The following is a 23,856-nucleotide window of genomic DNA, read 5'->3' as shown; positions in this document are numbered from 1 at the left end:
AGATTGAGAGTTTTACCTCTCGGAACCCATCGCCCATGCCGAGGAGACCCCTATCGCAAGGTTACCAACCTCGCGAAGGAACCAACCGTACATCTTCCCGCCGGGAATTGAGGCGTCGTTGTCGCGTAAAGGGTATCGTTCACACTCACAGAAAAGGTGTGTTTCATGCCCGATCCCGCTCACTCAAAGACCCGAGCAACGGCCGCCATTGCGGCCTCCGTTCTGACCGCCGGCACCGGTGCGGCCCAGGCCGCGATTCCAGTGCACAATGCGGGCGGCCTTTCCTCCTCTAACGTTCAGCAGAACCGTGCCCAGCATTCTGACCGCGATGTGCGCCCCTCGGTGCAGGTCGAACAGGGTGCTGCCATCAACCCCGCGCGTTCCCAGAGCATCACCGTTAGCGGTAGTGGTTTTCTGGGCGAGGACGTTGAGAAGCATGGCATCGCCGTGTACGTCAGTGAGTACCGCAAGTACCCCCTGGCTGCCCTGAGCCGTGCCCGTGCGGTGACCATGACCCTCGTCCCCGTCTCCGATGTGCACGAGGGTAGCTTTAGCACCCAGCTCACCCTGCCTGCGGGAATCCTCGACCCCAACCAGCAGTACGTGGTGGCAACCGCCGTCGTCAACCCCGATCTCGGCTATTCCGTCGAAGACACCTCCTACAATTCATGGACGCCCCTGGAGGTGCAGCCTGCGGATACTCAGGATGAGCCACTCAATGCCCAGATACTGTCGGGTCAGTTGGAAATTCCGCAGGAGCAGAACCTGATCGTCTACAAGGCCACCGGCCTGGGCGATGCGCAGGCCTTCGAGATCATGACCTCGATTTACGCCGTTGATGAGCAGGGCAATCGCCACGTACTAGCTGCCTCCCCGGCACGAGCCGATGTTGTCAACGGCACGCTTCTGGACGGCATCGAGGTACCCGGTGCGCGCCTAGCCGTTCTGCAAGATGTGCATCCCGATCTGCGCTACGTGCTGAACGTTGAAATTGCCCCTTCAGCTTCCCGAGGCCTAGCAGCTCAGAGTGTCGAGATTCCCTTCACCAATGGCTGGAGCGTTGCTGAGACTGCAGTCGCGGAGCCTGCCGACGAAGAGGTTGAAGCGCAGGCGGAAGAGACCCCGGCGGCCCCTCGCCCCGCGACCTCCGAGCCGGAAGCTTCTGAGGCTTCCATTGTTCCCGCTGAGGAACAGGACCCCGTGCTCCCGGAAACCGACCCTCGACGCCACTACGACCTGCCGCGTAACACTCAGTTCGACCGGGTGCGCGACGCCTCGGCAGATCGCGCGGAGGAGCAGGAGTCAGCCGAATCGACGAATCATTCATCCGTGGCCGTGGGCGCTCGCCTGCGCGTGGAAGAGACCGCAGTCCCCGAGAATGACTCGGAAAAGACGCTCACTTTCACCGGTGAAGGTCTCGAAGGTTCCGGTCCCGTGGCCCTGCAGGTGTACGCGCTGGATTCTAACGGCCGAACCGCCGGTGAGGCCATTGCCTCCGGGGACGCTCGTGTGGAGGATGGTTCCTTCTCCGCGCAGCTTCAGGTGCCGGGCAACGCCCTGAAGCCGGGTACGACCTACCGTGTAAGCGCAGTCTACGAGGATTCCCGAGGAACCGTGCAGATCGTGACCGGCGGCTTCACAGTGGAGCGTGACGGCGTGGATGCTTCGCGTCCTTCCGACTCGCTGCCTGCCGAGCAGACCGAAGCGCCGGCAACTGAGGAGCCGAGCTACGGTGACTCTGTTGCTGAAAAGCCGACGGAGGAGAAGCCCTCGGTTACTCCCTCCGATAGCGCCCCGGCACCGGCCGAAGAGTCGAAGGAGTCCGCTCCTGTGGCTGTCGCATCCGAGGCTCCTGTATCCTATGAGTCGGCTTCGCCCAAATCTGCTCCGGTTACCGAGGGTGCTACCGGCGGCGCTACCGACCGTGCCGGCCAGAAGCCTCAGAAGGCTACGGCTTCGGCCTCCAAGGGTGAGCGTGAGCAGCTGGCTGTAACGGGCGCCTCCGGGATACTGACGATTAGCGCGGTGGGGTCGCTCTCTCTGGTTGCGGGTGCCTTCCTGACCCGCCGTGGCCGCCGTGATGTGCAACTCACTTCCCGCTCCTAAAATGCTGATAAATACCCTCTCACAAGCCATAACGTGAGATAAGACGAGGGGATGCTTCTTTGTAACAAAAGAGGCGTCCCCTCGTCTTTAACTTTTTCTAAGGTTATACCTATAATTTAGAGTGCATTGACCGGCGGTACTGCCACTCTCTCTATGCTCCGCCCTCGCGGAGCAAAACGCGTTCTGAAACGCACATGGTCACCGATAAGAGAGGCCGCCTCCCCGCTCTCACTTCCGAACTTCTGAGCGTGGGGGATTGCACAACCTATCGCTCACTTACTCACTCACGAAAAAGGTGACCATGTTTACCACGCAGCGAACTGCTCGCGGCGCGGCCCTCGTAGCATCTGCAGCCCTCGGGCTGGGAGGTGCGCTGGCCCCTGCAACCTTGGCCCCCGCTTCCTTCGTATCGTCCGCCCATGCACAGCCGCGTGGTGCGACTCCCTCTGCGAACACCCCTGAACCCCACGCTACGAACGTTGATGTTTTCATCATGGATTTGCTAGGCCAGAGTGAGGATTACATCCTGATTGGTCTGGGCGGGGTGAAGTCTCTTGACCACGTGCAGGTGCGCCTGGTGGCAGTTACTATGGAGGGTCTGGAAGTTGCCTCGATGGTGGTCCCCGCCTCGCAGCTGACCGTGTCAAAGAATGATGACGGCTATCTCGATGTGAGTATTCATCAGCGCCTAAATATTGAACAGGCCTACATGGTGGAGGTTACCGACCTTCAGACCGGCAACTCCTCTTTCGTTGAGCTGAGCCCCGAATACGGCGAGAGCGTTGAGGGTCTTCTCGCCTCACGTCAGAATCTTTTCTTCCCCGATACCCCGGGTGTGCAGCGTGCACCCATCGATGCGGTGAGCCCCGTGCCCCATCCCGAGCCTTCGAAGGATGAGCGAGAGGAGCGTCCGCAGCCCACGGCCGCTCCGGCCCCGGCTCCGGTTACCTCGGAGAGCGCCTCGCCGACCCCCTCCGCTACTGCATCTGAGAAACCCGGTGATGTGGGGGAGCCCCGTAGTTCCGAATCTACCACCGACGTTTCTGATACGCCCAAGCCCGAGGGGGACCGTATCCTGGTGCATAACCGCTCCTCGAATCAGGTCCCCGCGGAAACCCGCGAAGCCATTCTTGAGATTTCCACCGCGGAGCTGCGAGGCTCAAGCGATCTTCAGACGATTCGCACGCGCGTCAAGAACGTGGGGGAGAGCTCCCTGGGCTATGACGTCATGGTCTTCGAGATGCCTGCCGACGGGGGAGCCGTCGGCGCACCCCTGGCCACGACCCACGTGAGCCCCGGGCAGGTCAGGGACGGCGCGTTCTCGGCTGATTTGAAGGTCCCCGGAACCTCACTCGTTGGCGGTAAGCGGTACCGGGTGGTGGCGGTGGGGGGAGAGTCTCCCGATGAGCTGAGGCTCGTGGCAACCTCTGCCTTCAGCGTGAGCATTATTCAGCGCGCCAGCTCGGCGGATTCAACTGCAGACGCCAACAATCAGCCCAGGCGCACTGTGGTTCATTCTTCGAGTGAGCAGCTGCCGGCAGATATCTCCTCACCGAGTGATGCTTCACCCTCTGCGGTTGAATCTTCGTCGGCTCGAGGAATCGCTGGGGAAACCGTTCCCCATATTCCTTCGACAGATGTTGCTCTGAATCATGTCGCTCATGCCCATGCCTCGGCTGCGCGGGCAACCCCGCAGGCTCATGCGGTCACGAGTAACTCCGTTACCGCATCAAACGTCACCCCGGTCATGTCGGGATACGTAGCCTTTATTGGCGGACGCACCATCGTGAATCTGATGGGGTATCAGACCTCAGCGGGAAGCACTGAGAGCGTTGCCCCTGCCACACGGGAAGGTTCTCGCCTGAGCTCCGAGGGGTTCTATACGCGAAGCACGAAAGCTCGCGGTGGTTCCGATTCTCAGAAACTGGAGGCAAGCGCTTCGGAAGATGTACCCCTGCCGGAGGGTACCGTGCCGCTGGGAATTGCGCTGGCCGGTTCGGTTGTCTTCGTGGGTAGCGCCGTGGTGGTGAACCGGTATCGTCGTCGGGCGGAGGCCTCTGCTGAAGCGGTGGCAACTGAGACGATGGATGCGAACGCATAGGCGCGGGAGAGCAGAGAATTTACCTCGAAAGGCGCCCCGTGGTGGTGATGCGTAGCATTACCGACCGCGGGGCCTCTTTGCATTATGTGAGATGTGTGTCGCATTATGCAATGGATTTTTGTCAAATCTTGTACGGCATGTAAATGATTTTGATTGTTTATAGGAGGTGGATTTGCGGGCCCCCGGCGCGAACGTTTATGCGTTATAACACCGTGAGCGGCCTGTGTTCAGGGCTTGGATTGGACACTATATGTCGTGCACCTGGGCTTTTACGGCGATTGAAATAATTGTTTGCGGGGTGTTCGGCCCTCCCTCTAAACATTCGCATTTTTCGATAACGATGTTTTATGGGGTGGCCATACAGTGTTTTACTCTGAGGTGCATATACTGCCTAACAATAAGCACACAAATGCAATGAATTTAAAATCTTAATACTCGTGTTAGGCTGGGATGTAACCGATGTACCGGCACGCATAATTATTGCATTAGAGGGGCTTGTGGTGAGCTACTCCTTATCAGCGCGTTGTGCGTCCGCTTCGATTGAAATGGCACTATTATGATCACTCAACGACCTCGAACTTTCCGCGCCCTGACGCTTTCCGTTTTAGCGACTACGGGTATGTTTGTGTTACCCAATGCTTCCGCGGTGGAGGGAACCGGTTTTTCTGTCGATCAGCAGTGTATTATTACTATTCTCAATTCGGAGAATCCTCAGAATTGTCCCTCGCAAGATTTCAACATTGAACTCGATACGCTTGAGGTTCTAATTCATTCTGTGGAACAGAACCGGGTAACCCTCAATCTGCAACCTCTCTACGAAGAGAAGTACATCAGTGATTCGAGCCACTATCTCGTGGCCGTTCAGTACTACACCGTCTCCGGTAAAGCATCCGGAGAGGTAGTCACCTATACTCCCCAGCAGCTGAGCGCAGTGAAAGCCCAGGACGGCTCTACCCTTCTGACGCTCACGCTACCGAGTACGCCGAAGGAAGGCTACTACACCATCTCCGTCCTCGACATGGACAGCTTCGATGAGGGATACGGGGAGTTCAAAATTACTGCCGGTTCGCTTATTCCCCATATCGTTCCTGCCGGTGATGGGGGCGTCGACAGTGACTCGTCGGGAATCCGTCTTGACGACGAAACGCAGAATATCCTGGCTAAAGCGCGTGAAGAGGCCCGTCATCCGCAGCCCTCGATTTCGCTCACCCCGAAAGCAACAGGCGGTCTGGAGCGCGGCACTCAGATCGTGAGCGAGGTACCCGGAGGCCTGACCACCTCCCGAGACAACGCGAACCTGAACGCTCCAACGCTGAACGTTCGTTACGCCGAGCTGCGTTCTGACGCAGAGACGAAGCCCGTGACCGTTGTTGGAAAGAACCTGCCCGCCCGAGAGAACGGGTACGACCTGATGGTCCTTGAGACCGATATGCAGGGTAATCCCCGAGGCGATGCCGTCTCGTACACCCACGTGGACGCTGCACACATCGCCGGAGGAGAACTCGAGGTGGCTGTTGGCGTTCCGGGGTCGCTTCTCAAGACCGATTCGGTCTATACCGCGTACCTGGTGTACGTCGATGAGCAGAACAACGACACCGCTGTGGCCTCAGTTCGGTTTAAGGTGAGTGCCGGGAAATCGCAGGATACCGCGGAATCCTCCGCCACTCGCCGCGATGAAACGGGCGCTACTTCAACGTCCACTACCGCGAAGAGCGACAACTCTACGAACGCCTCCTCTCATGCTTCTTCTAACGCAACCGACGGTAGCTCGAACGCTTCCCGTTCTAGCGGGGCCGATTCCACCGCAACCCGTGAGAGTCAGGCGCGTGCCGAGCGCCGTCAGCAGGGGCTTCAGGCTCTGGCGCAAGCGCGCACTATGGCGCCCCAGACCAATGCATCCGCCGGGCAGTCACCCCTGACCTCGGCATACGCCGCGGGGTCCGATACCGCAACGCCTAATGGGGAGGGTGGCGCCTCCGTAAAGAGCGGATCGGCATCTGCCGTGCAGCCCGTGACCCCTACCGACGGCGCCAAGGGACTAACCCCCACCCGTCAGACGGAGGGTAATTCCCGTTCCGCTGAGGTTAACGCCCCTATCTCTCAGGTGCACTCCGGGTCGACCGCGGGGCAGCAGGAAGGCGTGAAAGCGGCGTCCTCTTCGGAACACGTTATGGAGGAAGCCTCCGACTATAGGGTGACCTTCTGGACCGTAGGATTGGTGGGATTGGGCCTGGTGGCGGGCGCCGTATGGATGGCCATTCGGAGGAATGCCTTCTCCCTGTCTCGGGTGTTCCACCGGTAAACACCTACGGGACTTGTTGACTCCCCGAGCGTAAAGACAGCGTTTAGGGGAGTCAAAATACCCTTGAGTGAATAAACCTCGGAGTTCATGGTAGGGTTGAGGAAGCCGATATATAGACGTGGACTCCTCCTTACCCTGACCCCACATCTCAGTGGTCATATGGCGTGGATGCCACCGGACAGATACTCTGTCCAGGGCTCGGTCGATTACCCCGTGTGGGATTGGAAGAATAATCGGGGATGGGAGCACCTCGTTAAACACCACGAAAAGACACATTGCATGAGCACATTATCTATAAAACGCCGTGTAGTTGCCGTTGCGACCCTTGCTGCGGGACTGCAGAGTGGGGTGCTTGCCCCATCCATGGCCGCCGATACTGTTGCCGACCCTACGCCCTCTTTACACGATGTCGCTGGAGTAGGCGACTCGGACGACCCCATAACGCAACGTCGCGAGGGGGAATCGAACGTCGACTTCGATGGCCCTAACGAGGGTGATATTAACCTGACCATTCACCGTGAGAACGGTGCTGCCCTGCTCGTTTGGTCGGGTTTTCCTCAGGGAATCTCTGCCGAGAGCGTGCTGGTAGAAGTTACTTCGTGCACCTCGACGGAGGAATGCACCCACCGTTCTGTCTCCCCGACCGAAGGGGGTTCCCCCGGGGAAGTAGCGCTTCTGCTTGATTTGCCCGCTGGGGGAACGTTCTACGTCATCACCCTGACGGATGCGGCCTACGGCATCACGCGCGTAGATTTTCTGACGCGAGATCGCGACACCCTGGTGGAGGTTCCCTCCGATCCTCGGTATTCTACTCAGCCGGGAGTTACCCCGCCCCACGGTGAGGATGCGTCCTCGAAGGGCCCCTCGGCGACCGACTCCACACCGGTAGAGAATAAAGACACCCCGGAGTCTCCCTCACCGCAGCCCAGCCCCACGCATATTCCTTCTACCGTAGCCCCCACTCCTCAGCCGGTGGTGACCCAGTCCCCGAACGTCACAAAGGAACCGGAGCATATTCAGCTGATTAGCTCCGAAAAGATCGAGGCTCAGGCAAGTAGGCAGAATCACCGAGACAGTCCTCGCCTGACAATCCAGAACTCCCAGGTTAACTCGAGCGATTCGGTAAAGCCCGTTACGGTGCGCGGCAAGAACTTTGCAACGAATGACAACGGGTATGACCTGATGCTCATGGAGCTCGACGGTGATGGGCATACGGTGGGTGACGCCCTAGCTATTGTGAGGGTGAACCCTTCGGACCTCTCCTCCGGAAGTTTTGAGGCGGTGCTGGGTGTACCCGGCGCCTCCCTGCAGACCGGCCGCACCTACTTGGTAGTGGCAATAGACGCCACCAGCGGTGGAGATGTCCAGGTCAGCACGGTGCGCTTCACCGTTTCTCGGGGGAGTAGCGCCACCGGAAATTCCCAGGGTGAAAGCGGCGACACCTCCACTGATGATTCCTCGGATTCTTCATCCTCAGCAGTGGCTGGCACCTCTTCTGCGGCCCCCTCAACGGCCTCGAGCGGTGAGGAACAGAATGCCGTGAAAGTGACTGACGGGAATAAGACGAAGACCCGAGGCGTACGTTCTGCAACCGCCTTGGCCGGGGACCGGAAGGACCCCACCATCTCTGTCGAAGAGGGGACGGAGGCCGTTGCTCGCCCCGCTGCCTCTTCTTCATCTGCGCTAGGCTACCGCACACGCGATGCACAGGACGAGCAGGCTACCGCTCGTACGAGTGCGCCCGCAGAAACCGAGCCCGCTACCCAATCGCGACGGTCTTCGACGCTGGATGGTTCCTCCTCGCAGGTGCGTTCCGAGCAGAAGGGCCGTGACGGGGTGAAGGCCTCAGAAGCCGATTTGGCCCATGGCATGATGGCCTCCTCATCTGCACTGGCCGTACTATTGGCCATTGGTGGTGGAATGGTTCTGGGTGCTTTGGGTATGTCACGTATGCACGCTTCGAAGAAGGATTAGTCGCGTAGGGGTTGGGGTGGTGATGGCCCCTGGTGCCTGTTGAGGGGGTATTGCCCTGTCGGTGTGCTGTGAGATGTTTTGTCATACAACGGCTCATTTGGTGTATATCTTGAGAAATATACACACTGTCGATATAGTAAGCCTGTCCTAACAGTGTCGATAGTATGGATACACACCAATGAAGATTTTCACATCTGGCACCCGCCTCTCCAAGGGAGCCTGCGCCCTCGCCGTTGCTGGCGCTGTCGCCCTGCCCCTGGCACCCGTTCTTGCCGAGAACATTAATATCGCCGCACAGAACGTTGCCGCACAGAACGTCGCTGCAGGCGACCAGGCAACTGCAGGCGCGTCCTTCGGTTGGGGCGTGCGCGCCTCCTTCCTGTCCTACAACGGTATGCCCCGCGAAATGACCGACGGCGCAGCCTGGGACGCAACCGCAAAGCAGTTCACCTTCACCCCGACCTCCACCACCGTCTCTGAAGACGGCAAGCAGGTCACCCTGCAGGCTGCCGGTCGCCTCTGGTTCACCGGCCACTGCGCCGAAGGTCAGGACCCCGAAACCGGTTGCGCCCTGAACCTCACATTCTCCAACCCCCGCGTGGAACTGAACCTCGCTGACGGCACCGGCTCCCTCTACATGACCGTGCGCACCAAGAACTACGCCTCCGGCAAGTTCGAGGGCCCCATGGAAGTCAAGATGGCGACCCTGAGCACCGGCACCGCCAAGCAGAGCGAGAAGGACGGCGTGGTCAGCATCAGCGGCATCTCCGCGAACCTGACCGCCGACGGTAACCACGCCTTCTCCGACTTCTACAACGAAGGCGCTAGCCTCGACCCGCTGAGCATCTCCTACAACGGTAGCGCAGCTAACACCCCCAAGAGCGCCTACAGCGTCGCCGAGTCTTACAACACCGGCGCGGGCGTGAACCTGCCCCAGAACACCGCACGTCTGGGCCAGAACCACATCGTGCACGTGGCACCCCCGAGCTTCGGCGGCGACACCACCTACACCGTGCTGACCAGCTCCAACCTGATGATGACCGACACCGGCGTCCTGAAGGCCAACAAGGGCGTTTTCGCGGTGGATGCTGACGGCAACCGCATGCTCGTCATCAACAGTGAGACCAACAAGCCCGAGCTGTACACCGTAACCGCCGAAGGTAAGCTCGTCTCCTCCGGCACCTACTCCGACGCAGACCTCGGCACCACCACCGTCAAGGCAATCGGCTACAACCCCGCCAACAACACCTGGGGCATCGTCAGCATTGACGGCCAGGGCGGCGGCAAGCTGACCATCATTGATGCATCCGGCAAGGCAACCTCGCAGGCTCTGCCGAAGCCCGACTCTATCGACCCGCAGGTTGTGAACGCATACTCGCTCGACGAGTACTACGGCGACTCGTTCTCCAACAACACCGTGACCCTCGCACCGCTGCCCGACGGCAGCTTCGTGTACGCGCCGTCGACTTCCATCTACGATGCGGCCGGCGAAAAGGCGGTTCAGAAGGGTCACCTGCTGCACATGAGCAGCAACGGCGTGTCCCTGGTGCCGAACTCTTCACCCGCAGGCTACGACACCGCCCTGCCCTCGACCCTGGTCAGCCCCAAGGGCTACATTTACCGTTGGAACAACTGGTACGGCGGTAAGGTGCAGATCCTCAAGTACGAGAACGGCACTTTCAGCGTGGTCCGCGAGTCCGCAACTCTTGAGGGCTTCGAGAAGACCGAGGTTGCCACCATGTTCCTGACCCGTGCGGGCAACGTGGTTGTGGTGGACGCATCCGGCTCCCGCCTGGTGTTCATGGACGAGACCCTGAACAAGGTGAACGAGGTGGTTCTCTCCTCGATGCGCAAGACCGACAAGAGCGGCGGCTACAACGCTCTCGAACTGCCCAACGGCGATATTATCTACCCGACCAGCTTCGAGAACCCGAACACCTACGAGGATCAGCTGTGGCTGAACCGCCTGGCAGCGAACTCGGCACCGGAACAGACCCCGGCACCCGAGCCCACTAAGTCTGCTGAGCCGACCGTTGCTCCCACCGTAGCTCCGACCGTGGCACCGACTGCTGAGCCGACTAAGGCACCCGAGCCGACCGTTGCTCCTACTGCAGAGCCGAGCGCTGAGCCCACTAAGCCTGCTGAGCCGACCGTTGCTCCCACCGTGGCACCGACTGCAGAGCCGACCAAGCCTGCAGAGCCGACTGTTGTACCGACCGAGGTTCCCTCTGCAACTGCTGAGCCGACCGTCGAGCCCTCGGCAACCGCAGAGCCTTCCGCAACCGCTGAGCCTTCCGCAACCGCTGAGCCTTCCGCAACCGCCGAGCCCACCGCAGTGCCTTCGGAGGAGCCCACCTCGCCGTCTCTGCCGACCGCATCCGTGGCACCTTCTGTAGCACCTTCTGCAACCCCGAGCGCATCGGTGAGCGTTTCCCCGACCGCGGTTCCGAGCGTTCCCGCCGTGACCCCCTCGGTGAGCGCGTCTGCAACGGCGTCCGCTAGTGCGTCTGCTTCTTCGAGCGCGTCTGCGAGCGCGTCGAGCTCCGCAAGCAGCTCCAGCAGCGCTTCGGCGACCGCATCGGCTAGTGCGTCTGCAAGCGCTTCCGCAAGCGAGTCTGCATCCGCGAGCGCTTCCGCTTCTGAGAGCAGCACTGCCGACCAGAACGCAGCCGGCCACAAGGGTGGCTCCAACGGCGGTTCTGATGCTGGTTCCGGTGCCTCCGACAACTTGGGTGTGAGCGGCTCCAACGGCGGTTCCTCTAACGGTGGTTCTTCCGCGGGTGGTTCCTCGACCTCCGGTAGCTCCTCCTCGAAGCTGGCACAGACCGGCGCATCCGGCGCTATGTTCGCCGCCGCAGCTGGCGCTATCACCCTGGCTGCAGGTACCGCACTGGTCGTGGCTCGTCGTCGCAAGAGCTAAAATTTAGCCTTCGTGCAACACCCCGCTTCGTCACTCGTGTTCATGAGTGGGGGAGCGGGGTGTTCCTTTCATACAATGGGAGCATGACTGTTTTGAATGTTCTCGCGACCTCTCACGGTACCGACTCCGCTGCCGGCCGTGAAGCCATCGCCCTGATTCGCGAACAGGTGCGTTCCCTGCTGGACCAGCGTACTGACGGCGTGGAATACCGCGTGCACGAGGCTTATGTTGATGTCGAATCGCCCAGCGTGGATGATGCTGCGGCGGCTCTGCCCAAGGACGAGCCCTGCGTTATTGTCCCGATTCTGCTCTCCACCGGGTTCCATACTCAGGTGGACCTGCGCCGGGCAGCCCGCGCGAGCGGTATCGAACGTATCGTAATCGCCGAGTCTCTTGGTCCCGATTCCCGTCTGGCTCGCCTGGCTCGGACCCGCCTTGAAGAGGTTGGCTGGACCCCCGAGAACGGTTCTGTCGTGGTGCAGGGCGCCGCCGGTTCCTCCCGCGCCGATGGCCGCGCCGATATGGAGCGTGCCGCCGAGTTGCTCTCCGAGGCCTTGGGAACCCAGGTTCAGCACGGCTTCATTGCCTCCATTGACCCGAAGTTCCACGAGGTGGTGGCCGAGTATAAGCCGGAGTTCGCCGCAACCTACCTGCTGGCGGAGGGTTTCTTTGCCGGTAAGATGCGCCGTGACGCCGCTTCGACGGGCCTGCCGGTGAAGGTTGCCGCGCCGCTGGTGAACGCACAGGACCCTGCGTCCGCCAGGGTTGTGGCAGAGTGCTTTGTCGATCGCATGGATGAGGCGCTTGCCGCCTAAGAACTAATTTGGGCTCGTTCCGCGCGAAAGGCCCCCGCTTCCTCTGAGGAAGCGGGGGCCTTTCGTTAATTTGAATTGTCTATGAGCCGTCCGAATTAGTCGGCCAGCAGGTAGACGTCGCCGTCGCGGACCTCAACGGGGTACACGTTGAGGGAGTAGGAGGAGTCCGAGAGGCACTCACCGTTGGTCAGGTCGTAGACCTCTTTGTAGAGGGGGGAGGTGATGGTGGAGTGGCCGTTCTTCTCGCCGATAATGCCGCGGGCCAGAACGAGCGCCTGGCTGTGCGGGTCGAGGTGATCGCTGGCGTAGATGCCGTGCTTGGTCTTGTAGATGGCGTACTGATGGTTGTCGACCAGAGCGACTTCGCCCCAGTTCTCTTCAAGATCGGATTCGGCGCAGATGCGGACCCAGTTATCGGCCATGGGGTTTTCCTTTCGAAACGGTGTGTGTCGCGCGGGGGCGAGCTCAATTACGGTTTGGGCGTAATTGCGATTCACGTGTTCTTTGTTTGGAGTTTACCCTATGAAACCCACATTGGGAAATGGGGCGCGCGAGAAAGCTAAAGGTTATTTTCACCCTAAAATATAACCCTAAATTTTATAGATTAGCCTTACCTAAATCCGCTGCTGCCGGGGGTATGTATGCCCTCATCTGGGCTGTTATTCCGCGGAAGTTTTTCAGAATTTTTTCTCACAAAATGCTGATTTTGGCTATCCGTACCCTGCGCTACCATGTACGATGAAAGTCGTAGCTCGGAATCGCTTTTGAGCACCTGAAGAAAACAACATAATCCCACATAAAAATGTTTCGTAATTTTCAGGAGTTGCAGAAGATAAGAGGTTTCGCGGGGCCTTGCGCTCCGTCGGTACGACCCCCTTATCTTGGCAAATCCGGGATTTCCGTGTTGCGGCATGTGCGCCGCAAATAAGTTACGGAACGAATCCCAGGGACATAATCGCCGCCCACGGCGAGGATGCAGAGCTATCGCATCGCAAACTAGGAAAGGAAAATCTATGTCGAACACCCCCCGCAACATTCTCGTTGTCGGTGCAGGACCCGCCGCATGGCGTTTTGTTCGCGCATACCACGAGGGTGCAGAGGCAGCCGGTCGTGCCGCAGACACCATCACCGTGCTGAACGATGAGCCCTACACCCCTTACGACCGCGTTGCCATTGAGCAGCTCTTCAAGGACCCCGAGAAGGATCTGACCCTCGGCGATCCGGAGCTGTGGAACGCTGAGAACATCAACCTGGTCAACAACTGCCATGCCGAGAAGCTGGACCGTAACCGCCGCGTCGTCACCGACACCGAGGGTAACGAGTACCCCTACGACGTTCTGATTTTTGCAACCGGTTCCCGCGCGGTTCGCATCCCTATTCTCAACTCGGACGCAGCACACGTCTTCCGCACCGTCGATGATGTGAAGAACATGGTTTCCGAGGTCAACCGCCTGCAGTCCACCCTGGGCCGCGCACCCCGCGGCATCGTTGTCGGTGGTGGTCTGCTCGGTCTCGAGGCTGCTGAGGGCCTGAAGGAACTCGGCGCGGAGCCCACCATTCTGGACGTGGCTCCCTGGCTGCTCTCCGTCGAGGTGGACCAGGGCGGCGGTTACGCCGTGAACGCCCAGATTAAGGCAACCGGCATTGACATTGAGACCGGCGTGTTCATCTCCGGTATCAACAAGGATGCCGACGGTAACGTCGTCTCCGTCTCCATCGCAGACTCTCCCTCCGAGGACGCAAACATCCGCACCCTGCCCGCCGACATGGTGGTCTTCGGTGCCGGTATTCGCCCCAATGACGAGCTGGCTCGCGCCGCCGACATGCACATTGGCGAGCGCGGCGGTATCGTCGTCAACGACGCCTGCCACACCGCCGACGAGCACATCTGGGCTATCGGTGAGGTTGCTTGCGTGCTGGGCCGCACCTGGGGTCTGGTTGCACCGGCTAACGCTATGGCCGACGCAGTGGCAGCCAACCTGCTCAACGACAACGAAGAGGCAAAGGTCGAGGAATTCGACATCGCCACCAAGCTGAAGTTCTCCGGCGTTCAGGTGGCGGGCTTCGGTGACCGCCGCGGTACCACCGAGGGCTGCCTCGAGGTTCTGTTCGCTGACCCCGCTCGCGGCATGTACCAGAAGATCGTGACCAGCGGCGACGCCAAGACCCTGCTGGGTGGCGTGTTCGTCGGTGACACCGCCCCCTTCGACTCCCTGAAGCCCCTGCTGGGTCGCGAGCTGCCCGCCGAGCCGAACGTCTACCTGACCGCAGCTGGCGGCGGCGACGGCATCCCCGACACCGAACTGCCCGACGACGCAATCCTGTGTTCCTGCAACAACATCAGCTTCGGCACCGTGCGTGAGGCCATCGTTGACGGTAACCACGACGTGGCATCCCTGAAGGCCTGCACCACCGCCGGTACCCAGTGTGGTTCCTGCGTGCCCATGCTGCAGAAGACCCTCGAGCAGCAGATGAAGAAGATGGGCCTGACCGTCTCCAAGGCCCTGTGTGAGCACTTCGACTTCTCCCGTGCGGAGCTGGCCGAGGCCGTGCGTCTGACCAACCTGGACGACTTCGACTCCGTGCTTGCTCGCTTCGGTCACGGCGGCGACGGCTGTGCCATCTGTAAGCCGACCGTTGCATCGATCCTCTCCTCCTTCCGCAACTCCTACGTGCTGGACTCCGGCCGCGGTGGTCTGCAGGAGACCAACGACCGCGCACTGGCAAACATGCAGAAGGACGGCACTTACTCCGTCGTCCCGCGTATTCCCGCCGGCGAGATTCCCGCCAAGAAGCTGGCCGTCATCGCCGAGGTTGCCGAGGAGTTCGGCCTGTACACCAAGATCACCGGTGCACAGCGTATCGGTATGTACGGTGCCCGCCTCGAGCAGCTGCCCTACATCTGGGAACGCCTGGTCGACGCTGGCTTCGAATCCGGTCAGGCCTACGGTAAGTCCCTGCGTAACGTGAAGTCCTGCCTGGGCTCGAGCTGGTGCCGCTTCGGCGTTCAGGACTCCGTCGGTATGGCAGTCCACCTGGAGAACCGCTACCGCGGCCTGCGCTCCCCGCACAAGTTCAAGTTCGGTGTCTCCGGTTGTAACCGCGAGTGTGCCGAGGCTCAGGGCAAGGACGTCGGTCTGATTGCAACCAGCAACGGCTGGAACCTGTACCTGGGTGGTAACGGTGGCGCAACCCCCGCCCACGGCCGCCTCTTCGTCAAGGACGCTTCCAGCGAGGACGTCGTGCGCTACATCGACCGCTACCTGATGTACTACATCCGTACCGCGGACAAGCTGCAGCGTACCGCTCGCTGGCTTGAGGACCTGGACGAGGAGCACGGCGACGGTCTGGCACACCTGCAGTCCGTCCTCATCGAGGACTCCCTGGGCGTGTGCGAGGACCTCGAGCGCGACATGCAGCGTCACGTGGATTCCTACGAGGACGAGTGGGCCGCAACCCTGAAGGACGAGCGTCGTCTGCGCCGCTTCCGCGCCTTCATCAACGAGCCCAACGGCAGCGACGAGGCATCGCACCTGTTCGTGCTGGAGCGCGAGCAGATTCGCCCCGCAACCCCCGAGGAGATTGCGGCGGTCAAGGCTGGCGAGTCCAACACCGTTCTGGTGACCGGTACCAAGATTCCCGTGGGCAAGCCCAGTGACCTCAACCCGGTTCCGGCAGCCTAGTATGGGCCCGAAGATTCCGCCGTTCCCGCCCCGCGAGTTCGCCACGATTGACGAGGTGCTCGCGGGCGGGGCGCCCGGTCACAGCCTGGATGACAGCGTGACCGAGCGCGGTATCGCCCTGCCCGGTGAGCGCGCCGAGCACCCCGGCAAGGTCTACATTATCGGTGGCGGCCCCGGCGCCGTCGACCTGCTGACCCTGCGCGCTGTGCGTGCTCTGGGTGAGGCGGACGTGGTCCTGCTGGATCACCTCGCCCCGCAGGAGTACGGCGAGTACGCCCCCAACGCCCTCATCGTCGATGTGGGCAAGGTGCCCGGTAAGCACGCTGTTCCGCAGTCCCGCATCCAGCAGCTCATGATTGACTACGCGCTTTCGGGTAAGACCGTGGTGCGTCTGAAGGGCGGCGACCCGTACGTGTACGGTCGCGGCGCCGAAGAGCTGGATGCGTGCATTGCGGCGGGCCTGGAGGCCGAGGTGATCCCCGGTATCACCAGCGCTATCGCCGTTCCCGGACGTGCGGGTATCCCGGTGACCCTGCGCCGCGTGTCCTCGATCTTCACCGTGGTATCCGGCCATTCGGGTCTTTCCGAGGATGACCTGGCTGCGGTCGAGGCAACTCTGCGTGCCTCCGGCACCGTGGTGTTGCTGATGGGCGTGCGCACCCTGCCCGATACGGTGGCGTCTCTGCTCTCTCGTGGGATTGAGGGCGAGATGCCGTTGGCGACCATCGAAAACGGGTTCTCCGAGAACGAGCGGGTTACCGTGACAACCCTGGAGAATGCGAAGGCCGATTGTGCCCGAGTGAAGCCGCCCGCCATCACCGTGATTGGCGAGGTCGTGTACTACGCCCGCGATGATCAGAACCGTTTCGTGAGCGAGGTTCACGAGCGTCTGCGCGAGCGTGCCGCCTCGTAACGTTCCGCTGTGTTCATGCTCCGTTTGTACTCCCGGTGCGATGCCCGCCGCGGGGGAGGAGCGTGAGGCATCAAGACATAGCCCCGCGTCCCTGGTTTTCCTAGTTGCCAGGGATGCGGGGCTATCGTCATGTTCGGAACGCGCGCGTGGGCCGGCTGCCGGACTGGGGGGGGGCTTAACACGGGCTTCCGTTCGCTCGGCATAATTGGCCGTGCAATTGGTTGCGTCACAATCGTCACCAGCGCAGACGGAAGGCACAGGCTAAAGGTCCAGACGAAGGGCGGGGCGGGTATCAGTTGAATTGATACCCGCCCCGCCCTCATAGCGTGGAAGCAAATCGGCCAGCTCGGTCTAGACTCCGGTACCGGAATATGAGCCACCGGAGGAACTCGAAGAGGAACCACCGGAACCAGCGAAAATCTTCTTGAAGCGTTCGCTGTATTCAGACCTGAAGAATTCCGCGCTGGTCACGTTCCACTTACCCTGGTCAAAGACCAGAATCACGGGAACCTGAATCGTACTTGCCTCCTGAACCTGGCTCGAGCCGTTCTGATAGGTCGTAAAATCGCTCGCCCAGTCTTCGCAGGGGAAGGACACCGCGCTCAGCTCAGTCGAGGCGTAAGCGCGCGTCCTGTACTCCGAGAGAATACTCATCTTGTTCTCGTAGCCCTTGACCCAACCGCCCTTGGAATACAGGGTGTGGACGTTGAGAAGCTCGGCGCTGAGCTTGGTGTCGTCCTTGTTCATGAGGTTGATAGCGTACTCAATCGTGCCGGTACGCATGAGGTAGACGTAAGAACTCTGATAGGCGCACAGGGTCTTGTAGGCGCCCTCGAGGGTGTTGGTGCGCCGCGCCGTCTGATCGATGACCGGGGTGGGGACGTTCTTCGCGGGGGAGGTATCGGTGGCCTCGACGTACTTGTTCGACAGCTCCTTGTACTCGTACTTCAGGGGACCGAGGTACTTGTCACTATCCTTGAGGTATTCATCCTCGGGGATGATTCGGGTGCTGCCCGAGGCGCTGGAAGAAGCCGAAGCGGACGCGCTGTCGGAAGAGCTGGGAGAGGTGCTGGGAGAACCGCTGGGCGAGTCAGTGGGGGAAGCCGACCCGTCGGCAAGCGGACGGACATCCTTGGCGCATCCGGCCAGGGCAAGAGCGGCAAGGCCAATACCGCCCAGAAGGATATTGCGTCGGCTGGGTGCTTGATTGAGGAAAGACATCGTGGCCTCCTGATGTAGGCCCGCGTGGTGCGGCGTTTGTGTGTACGCCGGTATTGCGGGGGTCCTGTCGTATGGTGCGTGGTACGGATATACCCGGATGCTCGGCCCCAAAACCTCGGTGCGAGGAACGCGGGGGAGCATCCGGGTTCGACTATAAGTGACCCGTTTGAAAGGTCCGTCAAAAAACCCTGAACGTTATCTTTAAGTGCACGCTAACCCGAACTCGGGGAGGAACAGATGCTGAACCTACCCGATGAGAATCACCCGGAATCAAGCGGCCCTAGACACCGGCGGGTCCGTGAGAATCGCCGGAGCTGCCGGAAGAATCCGAACCGGTTCCTAGACGCTCGTTCATGTAGGGGACGCTAATCCTCCACCACTTACCCTCGGCGAAGAGCATGACGTGTGGCGTGGAAGTCTGGGCGATGGCCGGGACCTTTCGCTCGGTGCCGTCGGGCTGGTGAACGGCGGTGGCTGAGTACTCGGCATCAACATGAATCAGCACGTACCCGTCGCCGTCCTTCACCGCGCCCACCGGCTCCGTCTTCTGCATCGAAATGCTACAGGTGAACTCCATGTACCAGCCCTTCTGCTCGTAGAGTTCCTTGACCGCGTTAATCTCAGCGATTGCACTTCGATCTTCTGGATGGATCAGCTCCACCGCCTGAGACGCGTAGCGTCCATCCTTAAGCGTGGTGATGAGGGCGCTATAGTACGCACGCAACGTCTCGTAGGCACCCTCGAAAGTCGGTTCGTCACGGTGGGGAACAGTCTTGAGGGGCTTGGGCACGTTCTGCGCCGGGGCGGATGAAGTGGCCGGCTGATACTCGCCGGTGTACTGGCCGGTCAACTTCAAGGTGTTGGAATGGGCGCTCGAAGAGGGTGAGAACATCGGTGAACTCCTTGAATCTATCCCGAGGTGGGCTCGGGGCACCCGGGGTGGGGGCGTGGTCGTATTCGTGATAGTCGTGGTTCGCGCGGGACAAACCCGGCTGCGTAACCGGAAGGCCGGAAGGTGCCTTGGGCGTGCTCTGCCGTTGGGACGGAGCGCACGCATGAATCAACGATGAAACCGCGGGATGTGCGCCGTTACGGTTTGCACTAATCCAGCTCGTGCAGGTCTGGAACCGTCAGCTTTGACGGGTTCCTCATGACAGAAGCCCTAGAATCATCATTGATGCATATATGGATTATTTTATATTAATTGAGTTCAAAATGCATGAAATTGAGCCTTGGTAATCCCTGGGGGAATTTTGAATCCAGATGGCGGTAGTCGATTCCAAGGTGCCGAGATTGCATCACGATGACGGGAGTAGGGGAGGTGACAGGTGGGTGCGAAGCGCATTGGAAAACATGATTTATATCACATTTAAGACCTGGAGCCTCTGGGGGAGTGACTAAATTTCTGGCAATGAGACAGGGTGAGTGGGACGCGCAACTCTCCCTCGGGGGGTCTGGAATCTATCGAATGGGCGAAGAAAACGGGCTAATTAGCCAAGGGAAATCGCTCCGCAATCCCCGAATATGCACTCTATTCACTCGCTATACATCACCCCGCGGGTCGCAAGAATTAGTTCCCACACCGGGGGTGGAGGGGCGAAAAAATTCGCGGGATGAATATCTAGTGGACGAGTCTTCTTCTCAACCCAATATCTTGTGGTCACCCGAAAGGTGCTTTCAAAAATTCGATGCCAAAATTCAAAACCAACTTAAAGCCACAATGCGTCGATGCAAAAACATACATTGGGTGACACACCCGAGTACGCGGCGCGCGGGGGTCTATTAAGGACCCTCGGGGCTCGGAAACTCGCGGAAGAGTGACCCGTCTATTCCCCGGACCCCGTGGGGACAGTAGGGGAGTGAAGGCGTTCAAACCCACACCGATCGGGGTTGCATTCGGAACCAAAAGCCACATAAACTATTAGTGTTTGCAACGACCCGGCCATCACCGGCGAGCAATTCGGAAGAACGGACCGCACCTGCGGGCGCCCGTCAATCGCTGCGGCGAGGGCGTCTTAGCGGAAGAGATGTAGTCCCAGTAGAACCGGACGGTTAAGCCCGATATAGCTGTAATAAGCGACTGATACCCGCCCAACGCGCCGCTCTTCCGGTGGCTAGGCATCGCGGACACGCGACGCCACGCAGCCCCGGAAGGGTTCGGTGCGTTGAGCTGGTTAACTCAGTAAGCAAGGTGGTACCGCGCCGCATCCTAAGCCCCGGCACAGCCCGGCAGTCTAGTGATGCCCAGGCGTCCTTGCACCCGTCATGTCAACCCTCACCGGCTGAGAGGCGACGAGTGCACGCACCCGCGTACCGCGCCCGTTGCCTCAACGATGAGAACAACAAGATAAGGGCGCACCCAATGTCTAACGTATATCCCAAGGCGAGTGCCTTCGAAGCCGCAGGAAGCGGCGTCACCGCATCGCCCAAGTTCCCCGCACTCGAAGAAGCGGTCCTCGACTACTGGAAGAAGGACAATACCTTCGCCGCATCCATCGCGAACCGCCCCGCCGGTAAAAACGGCGAGAACGAGTTCGTCTTCTACGACGGCCCTCCCTTCGCCAACGGCCTGCCCCACTACGGCCACCTGCTCACCGGCTACGCCAAGGACCTCGTCGCACGCTACCAGACCCAGCGCGGCCACAAGGTAGAACGCCGCTTCGGCTGGGACACCCACGGCCTGCCCGCAGAACTCGAGGCAATGAAGCAGCTCGGCATGACCGACAAGCGCGAAATCCTCGAAATGGGCATCGACAACTTCAACGACGCTGCCCGCGCATCCGTGCTCAAGTACACCAACGAGTGGGAAAAGTATGTCACCCGCCAGGCACGCTGGGTCGACTTCGAAAACGACTACAAGACCCTGAACGTCGAGTACATGGAGTCCGTCATCTGGGCGTTCAAGCGCCTCTACGACAAGGGCCTGACCTACCAGGGCTTCCGCGTGCTGCCCTACTGCTGGAAGGACGAGACCCCCCTCTCCAACCACGAGCTGCGCATGGACGACGACGTGTACAAGGACCGCCAGGACCAGACCGTCACCGTCGCATTCCGCCTCACCGCAGACACCGCCCTCGGCGCTGACGAGAAGGTCGCCGCAGAGCTCGAGGGCGTCGAGGCAATCGCCTGGACCACCACCCCCTGGACCCTGCCCACCAACCAGGCGCTCGCCGTCGGACCCGAGATCGAATACTCCGTCGTACCCGGCGCAGGCAAGTTCGAGGGTCGCTCCTTCCTGCTCGCCACCGACCTGCTCGGCTCCTACGCCAAGGACCTCGGCTACGAAGGCGACAACCCCGCCGAGGATGCCGCCGCAGCCGTCACCGCACGTTACACCGGCTCCCAGCTCGAGCACGTGCGCTACACCCCGCTGTGGGACTACTTCGCAGACACCGAAAAGTGGGGCACCGAAACCTCCTGGCAGATCCTGGTCGCTGACTACGTCTCCACCACCGACGGTACCGGTATCGTCCACCAGGCACCCGCCTACGGTGAAGACGACCAGAAGGTCTGTGAAGGCTACGGCATCCCCGTGATCCTCTCCCTCGACGAAGGCGCAAAGTTCCTGCACCTCTTCGCCGAGCCCACCGCATCCGGCTCGACCGCCCTGGCAGAAATCGCGGGCGTGCAGGCGTTCGATGCGAACCGCACCATCATCAACGCCCTCAAGGCAGACGACGTGCTGATTCGCGAGAAGTCCTACGTGCACTCCTACCCGCACTGCTGGCGCTGCCGCACCCCGCTCATCTACCGCGCAATCACCTCCTGGTACGTGAAGGTCACCGACTTCAAGGACCGCATGTACGAGCTGAACAAGCAGATCAACTGGATCCCGGAAAACGTGAAGTACGGCCAGTTCGGCAAGTGGGTTGAGAACGCACGCGACTGGTCCATCTCCCGTAACCGCTTCTGGGGCTCCCCGATCCCCGTGTGGGTTTCGGACGACCCGAACTACCCGCGCATCGACGTGTACGGCTCCCTCGAAGAGCTCAAGGCAGACTTCGGCCGCCTGCCCCTGAACAAGGACGGCGAACCCGACCTGCACCGCCCGTACATCGACGAGCTGACCCGCCCGAACCCGGACGACCCGACCGGCAAGTCCACCATGCGCCGCGTGGAAGACGTGCTCGACGTCTGGTTCGACTCCGGCTCCATGCCCTACGCACAGGTGCACTACCCCTTCGAGAACCAGGAATGGTTCGAGAACCACTACCCGGCAGACTTCATCGTCGAGTACATCGGCCAGACCCGCGGCTGGTTCTACGTGCTGCACGTGCTGGCCACCGCGCTCTTCGACCGCCCCGCGTTCAAGAACGTCATCAGCCACGGCATCGTGCTCGGCTCAGACGGCCAGAAGATGTCCAAGTCGCTGCGCAACTACCCGGACGTCTCCGAGGTCCTCGACCGCGACGGCTCCGACGCGATGCGCTGGTTCCTGATGTCCTCGCCGATTCTGCGCGGCGGCAACCTGATCGTGACCGAGCAGGGCATCCGCGAGGGTGTTCGCCAGGTCATGCTGCCGCTGTGGAACGTCTACCACTTCTTCGCCCTGTACGCTAACGCCGCCAACAACGGCGAAGGCTACAGCGCCAAGCTCAAGTACGACTCGCAGCACGTGATGGACCGCTTCATCCTCGGCAAGACCCGCGAAATGATTGAGCAGGTCACCGCGGCGATGGACTCCTACGACATCTGGAACGCCTGCGAGTACCTGCGCCAGTACGCCGACGCGCTGACCAACTGGTACGTGCGTCGCTCCCGCGAGCGCTTCTTTAACGAGGACACCGACGCGTTCGACACCCTCTACACCGCGCTGGTAACCGTGTCGAAGGTTGCCGCATCCCTGCTGCCGCTCAGCAGCGAGGAAATCTACCGCGGCCTCACCGGTGAACGCTCCGTGCACCTGGCTGACTGGCCCGAGGCATCCGCTTTCGCCGACGAGTCGGACCTGCTGGCTCTCATGCAGACCGTGCGTGAGGTCTGCTCCGCCGGTTCGGCACTGCGCAAGGAAAAGAAGATTCGCGTGCGCCAGCCGCTGCAGAAGATGACCGTGGCGATCGCACCCGAGCAGTTTGCCGCCCTGGGCACCGCTTTCGGTGAGAAGGGTGCGGAGTACTTCGCGACCATCGTCGAGGACGAGCTGAACCTGCGCGAGGTGACCCTGGTCAGCGCCGACACCGTCGACCCGGCTGACTACGGCATCTCCCAGCAGCTGAAGGTGAACGCTCGCGCCGCTGGCCCGCGTCTGGGCAAGCAGGTGCAGGTGGCCATCAAGGCCTCCAAGTCCGGTGACTGGACCGTGACCGAGGACGGTACCGTCCTGGTCGGCGTGAAGGCTCTGGACGGCGGTCTGGCCCTGGAAGAGGGCGAGTACGAGCTGGTGACCGTGGTCGATGCCGACGCCGAGGGCGCCGAGCACACCGCGGCTGCGGTTCTGCCCGGTGGCTTCCTGGTCCTCAACATCGAGCTGACCGACGAGCTGGTTGCCGAGGGTATCGCCCGCGACACCATCCGCGCTATTCAGCAGGCACGTAAGGACGCCGACCTGAACGTGGCGGACCGCATCAACCTGAGCATCGCGGCACCCGAGGAGACCCTGGCAGCCCTGCGCGCCAACGAGGCACTGGTGACCGGCGAAACCCTCGCCGTGTCCCTGCAGCTGACCGAGGGCCCCGAGCTGTCCATCAGCGTGGCTAAGGCCTAATACGCCTGAACCGTACGGCCGTCCCGCCCCTTCACGGGCGGGGCGGCCCGTCGTCTATCCCGCCGCACGGCGGGGACTCGGCCGGTGCCGCAACCGGCTATCCCAGTGAGGAGAACA

At 61.0% G+C, this 23,856-nt stretch carries 12 protein-coding genes; 9 read left to right on the top strand and 3 right to left on the bottom strand.

The window, feature by feature from the left end:
• Positions 1-165: 165 nt before the first annotated feature.
• The 6 genes from HMPREF2674_RS06715 (at position 166) to HMPREF2674_RS06690 (ending at position 12,218) form a co-directional block, all read left to right on the top strand.
• On the top strand, positions 166-2,106 hold the full coding sequence (locus HMPREF2674_RS06715) for a prolipoprotein diacylglyceryl transferase (RefSeq protein WP_049344196.1): 1,941 nt from the start codon (positions 166-168) through the stop codon (positions 2,104-2,106).
• Positions 2,107-2,407: 301 nt separating this feature from the next.
• The gene (locus HMPREF2674_RS06710; RefSeq protein WP_070825220.1) at positions 2,408-4,207 is read left to right on the top strand and encodes a hypothetical protein; all 1,800 of its coding nucleotides are present in this window, start codon (positions 2,408-2,410) and stop codon (positions 4,205-4,207) included.
• 775 nt (positions 4,208-4,982) lie between these two features.
• Entirely contained in the window at positions 4,983-6,509 is a 1,527-nt protein-coding gene (locus tag HMPREF2674_RS06705; RefSeq protein WP_084824445.1) for a hypothetical protein, read from the top strand.
• Between the two features lie 363 nt (positions 6,510-6,872).
• The gene (locus HMPREF2674_RS06700; RefSeq protein WP_141761814.1) at positions 6,873-8,483 is read left to right on the top strand and encodes an enoyl-CoA hydratase; all 1,611 of its coding nucleotides are present in this window, start codon (positions 6,873-6,875) and stop codon (positions 8,481-8,483) included.
• A gap of 178 nt (positions 8,484-8,661) precedes the next feature.
• The gene (locus HMPREF2674_RS06695; RefSeq protein ID WP_070825216.1) at positions 8,662-11,403 is read left to right on the top strand and encodes an HtaA domain-containing protein; all 2,742 of its coding nucleotides are present in this window, start codon (positions 8,662-8,664) and stop codon (positions 11,401-11,403) included.
• An 83-nt stretch (positions 11,404-11,486) separates the two neighbouring features.
• Positions 11,487-12,218 carry a sirohydrochlorin chelatase gene (locus HMPREF2674_RS06690; protein ID WP_210400126.1) on the top strand — a complete coding sequence of 244 codons (732 nt, stop codon included), beginning with the start codon at positions 11,487-11,489 and terminating at the stop codon, positions 12,216-12,218.
• A 95-nt stretch (positions 12,219-12,313) separates the two neighbouring features.
• On the opposite strand, the gene nirD is transcribed toward HMPREF2674_RS06690, so the two are convergent.
• Positions 12,314-12,640: a nitrite reductase small subunit NirD gene (gene nirD, locus HMPREF2674_RS06685; RefSeq protein ID WP_049344185.1), complete on the bottom strand. Its 327-nt coding sequence runs from the start codon at positions 12,638-12,640 to the stop codon at positions 12,314-12,316.
• A gap of 591 nt (positions 12,641-13,231) precedes the next feature.
• Here nirD and nirB point away from each other — a divergent pair.
• Together nirB and cobA are read left to right on the top strand one after the other, a co-directional pair.
• Complete coding sequence (nirB, locus tag HMPREF2674_RS06680) at positions 13,232-15,901, top strand: nitrite reductase large subunit NirB (protein WP_070825213.1); 2,670 nt, start codon at positions 13,232-13,234, stop codon at positions 15,899-15,901.
• Position 15,902: 1 nt separating this feature from the next.
• Positions 15,903-16,814, top strand: a complete 912-nt coding sequence (cobA, locus tag HMPREF2674_RS06675; RefSeq protein WP_070825211.1) for a uroporphyrinogen-III C-methyltransferase — start codon at positions 15,903-15,905, stop codon at positions 16,812-16,814.
• Between the two features lie 351 nt (positions 16,815-17,165).
• On the opposite strand, the gene HMPREF2674_RS06670 is transcribed toward cobA, so the two are convergent.
• Both HMPREF2674_RS06670 and HMPREF2674_RS06665 read right to left on the bottom strand, forming a co-directional pair.
• Entirely contained in the window at positions 17,166-18,035 is an 870-nt protein-coding gene (locus HMPREF2674_RS06670; RefSeq protein ID WP_070825209.1) for a DUF6318 family protein, read from the bottom strand.
• Between the two features lie 280 nt (positions 18,036-18,315).
• A complete protein-coding gene (locus HMPREF2674_RS06665) occupies positions 18,316-18,927 on the bottom strand; it encodes a DUF6318 family protein (RefSeq protein WP_246826192.1) in 612 nt (203 codons plus the stop codon).
• A gap of 1,470 nt (positions 18,928-20,397) precedes the next feature.
• On the opposite strand from HMPREF2674_RS06665, the gene ileS reads away from it, so the two are divergent.
• Positions 20,398-23,739 (top strand): isoleucine--tRNA ligase, encoded by a 3,342-nt coding sequence (ileS, locus tag HMPREF2674_RS06660; protein WP_070825207.1) that lies wholly within the window; start codon positions 20,398-20,400, stop codon positions 23,737-23,739.
• Positions 23,740-23,856: the final 117 nt, after the last annotated feature.

Origin of the sequence: Rothia sp. HMSC062F03 (assembly GCF_001836905.1) — a bacterium.
Taxonomy (GTDB): domain Bacteria; phylum Actinomycetota; class Actinomycetes; order Actinomycetales; family Micrococcaceae; genus Rothia; species Rothia mucilaginosa_A.
This window is presented reverse-complemented; position numbering and strand designations above follow the sequence as displayed.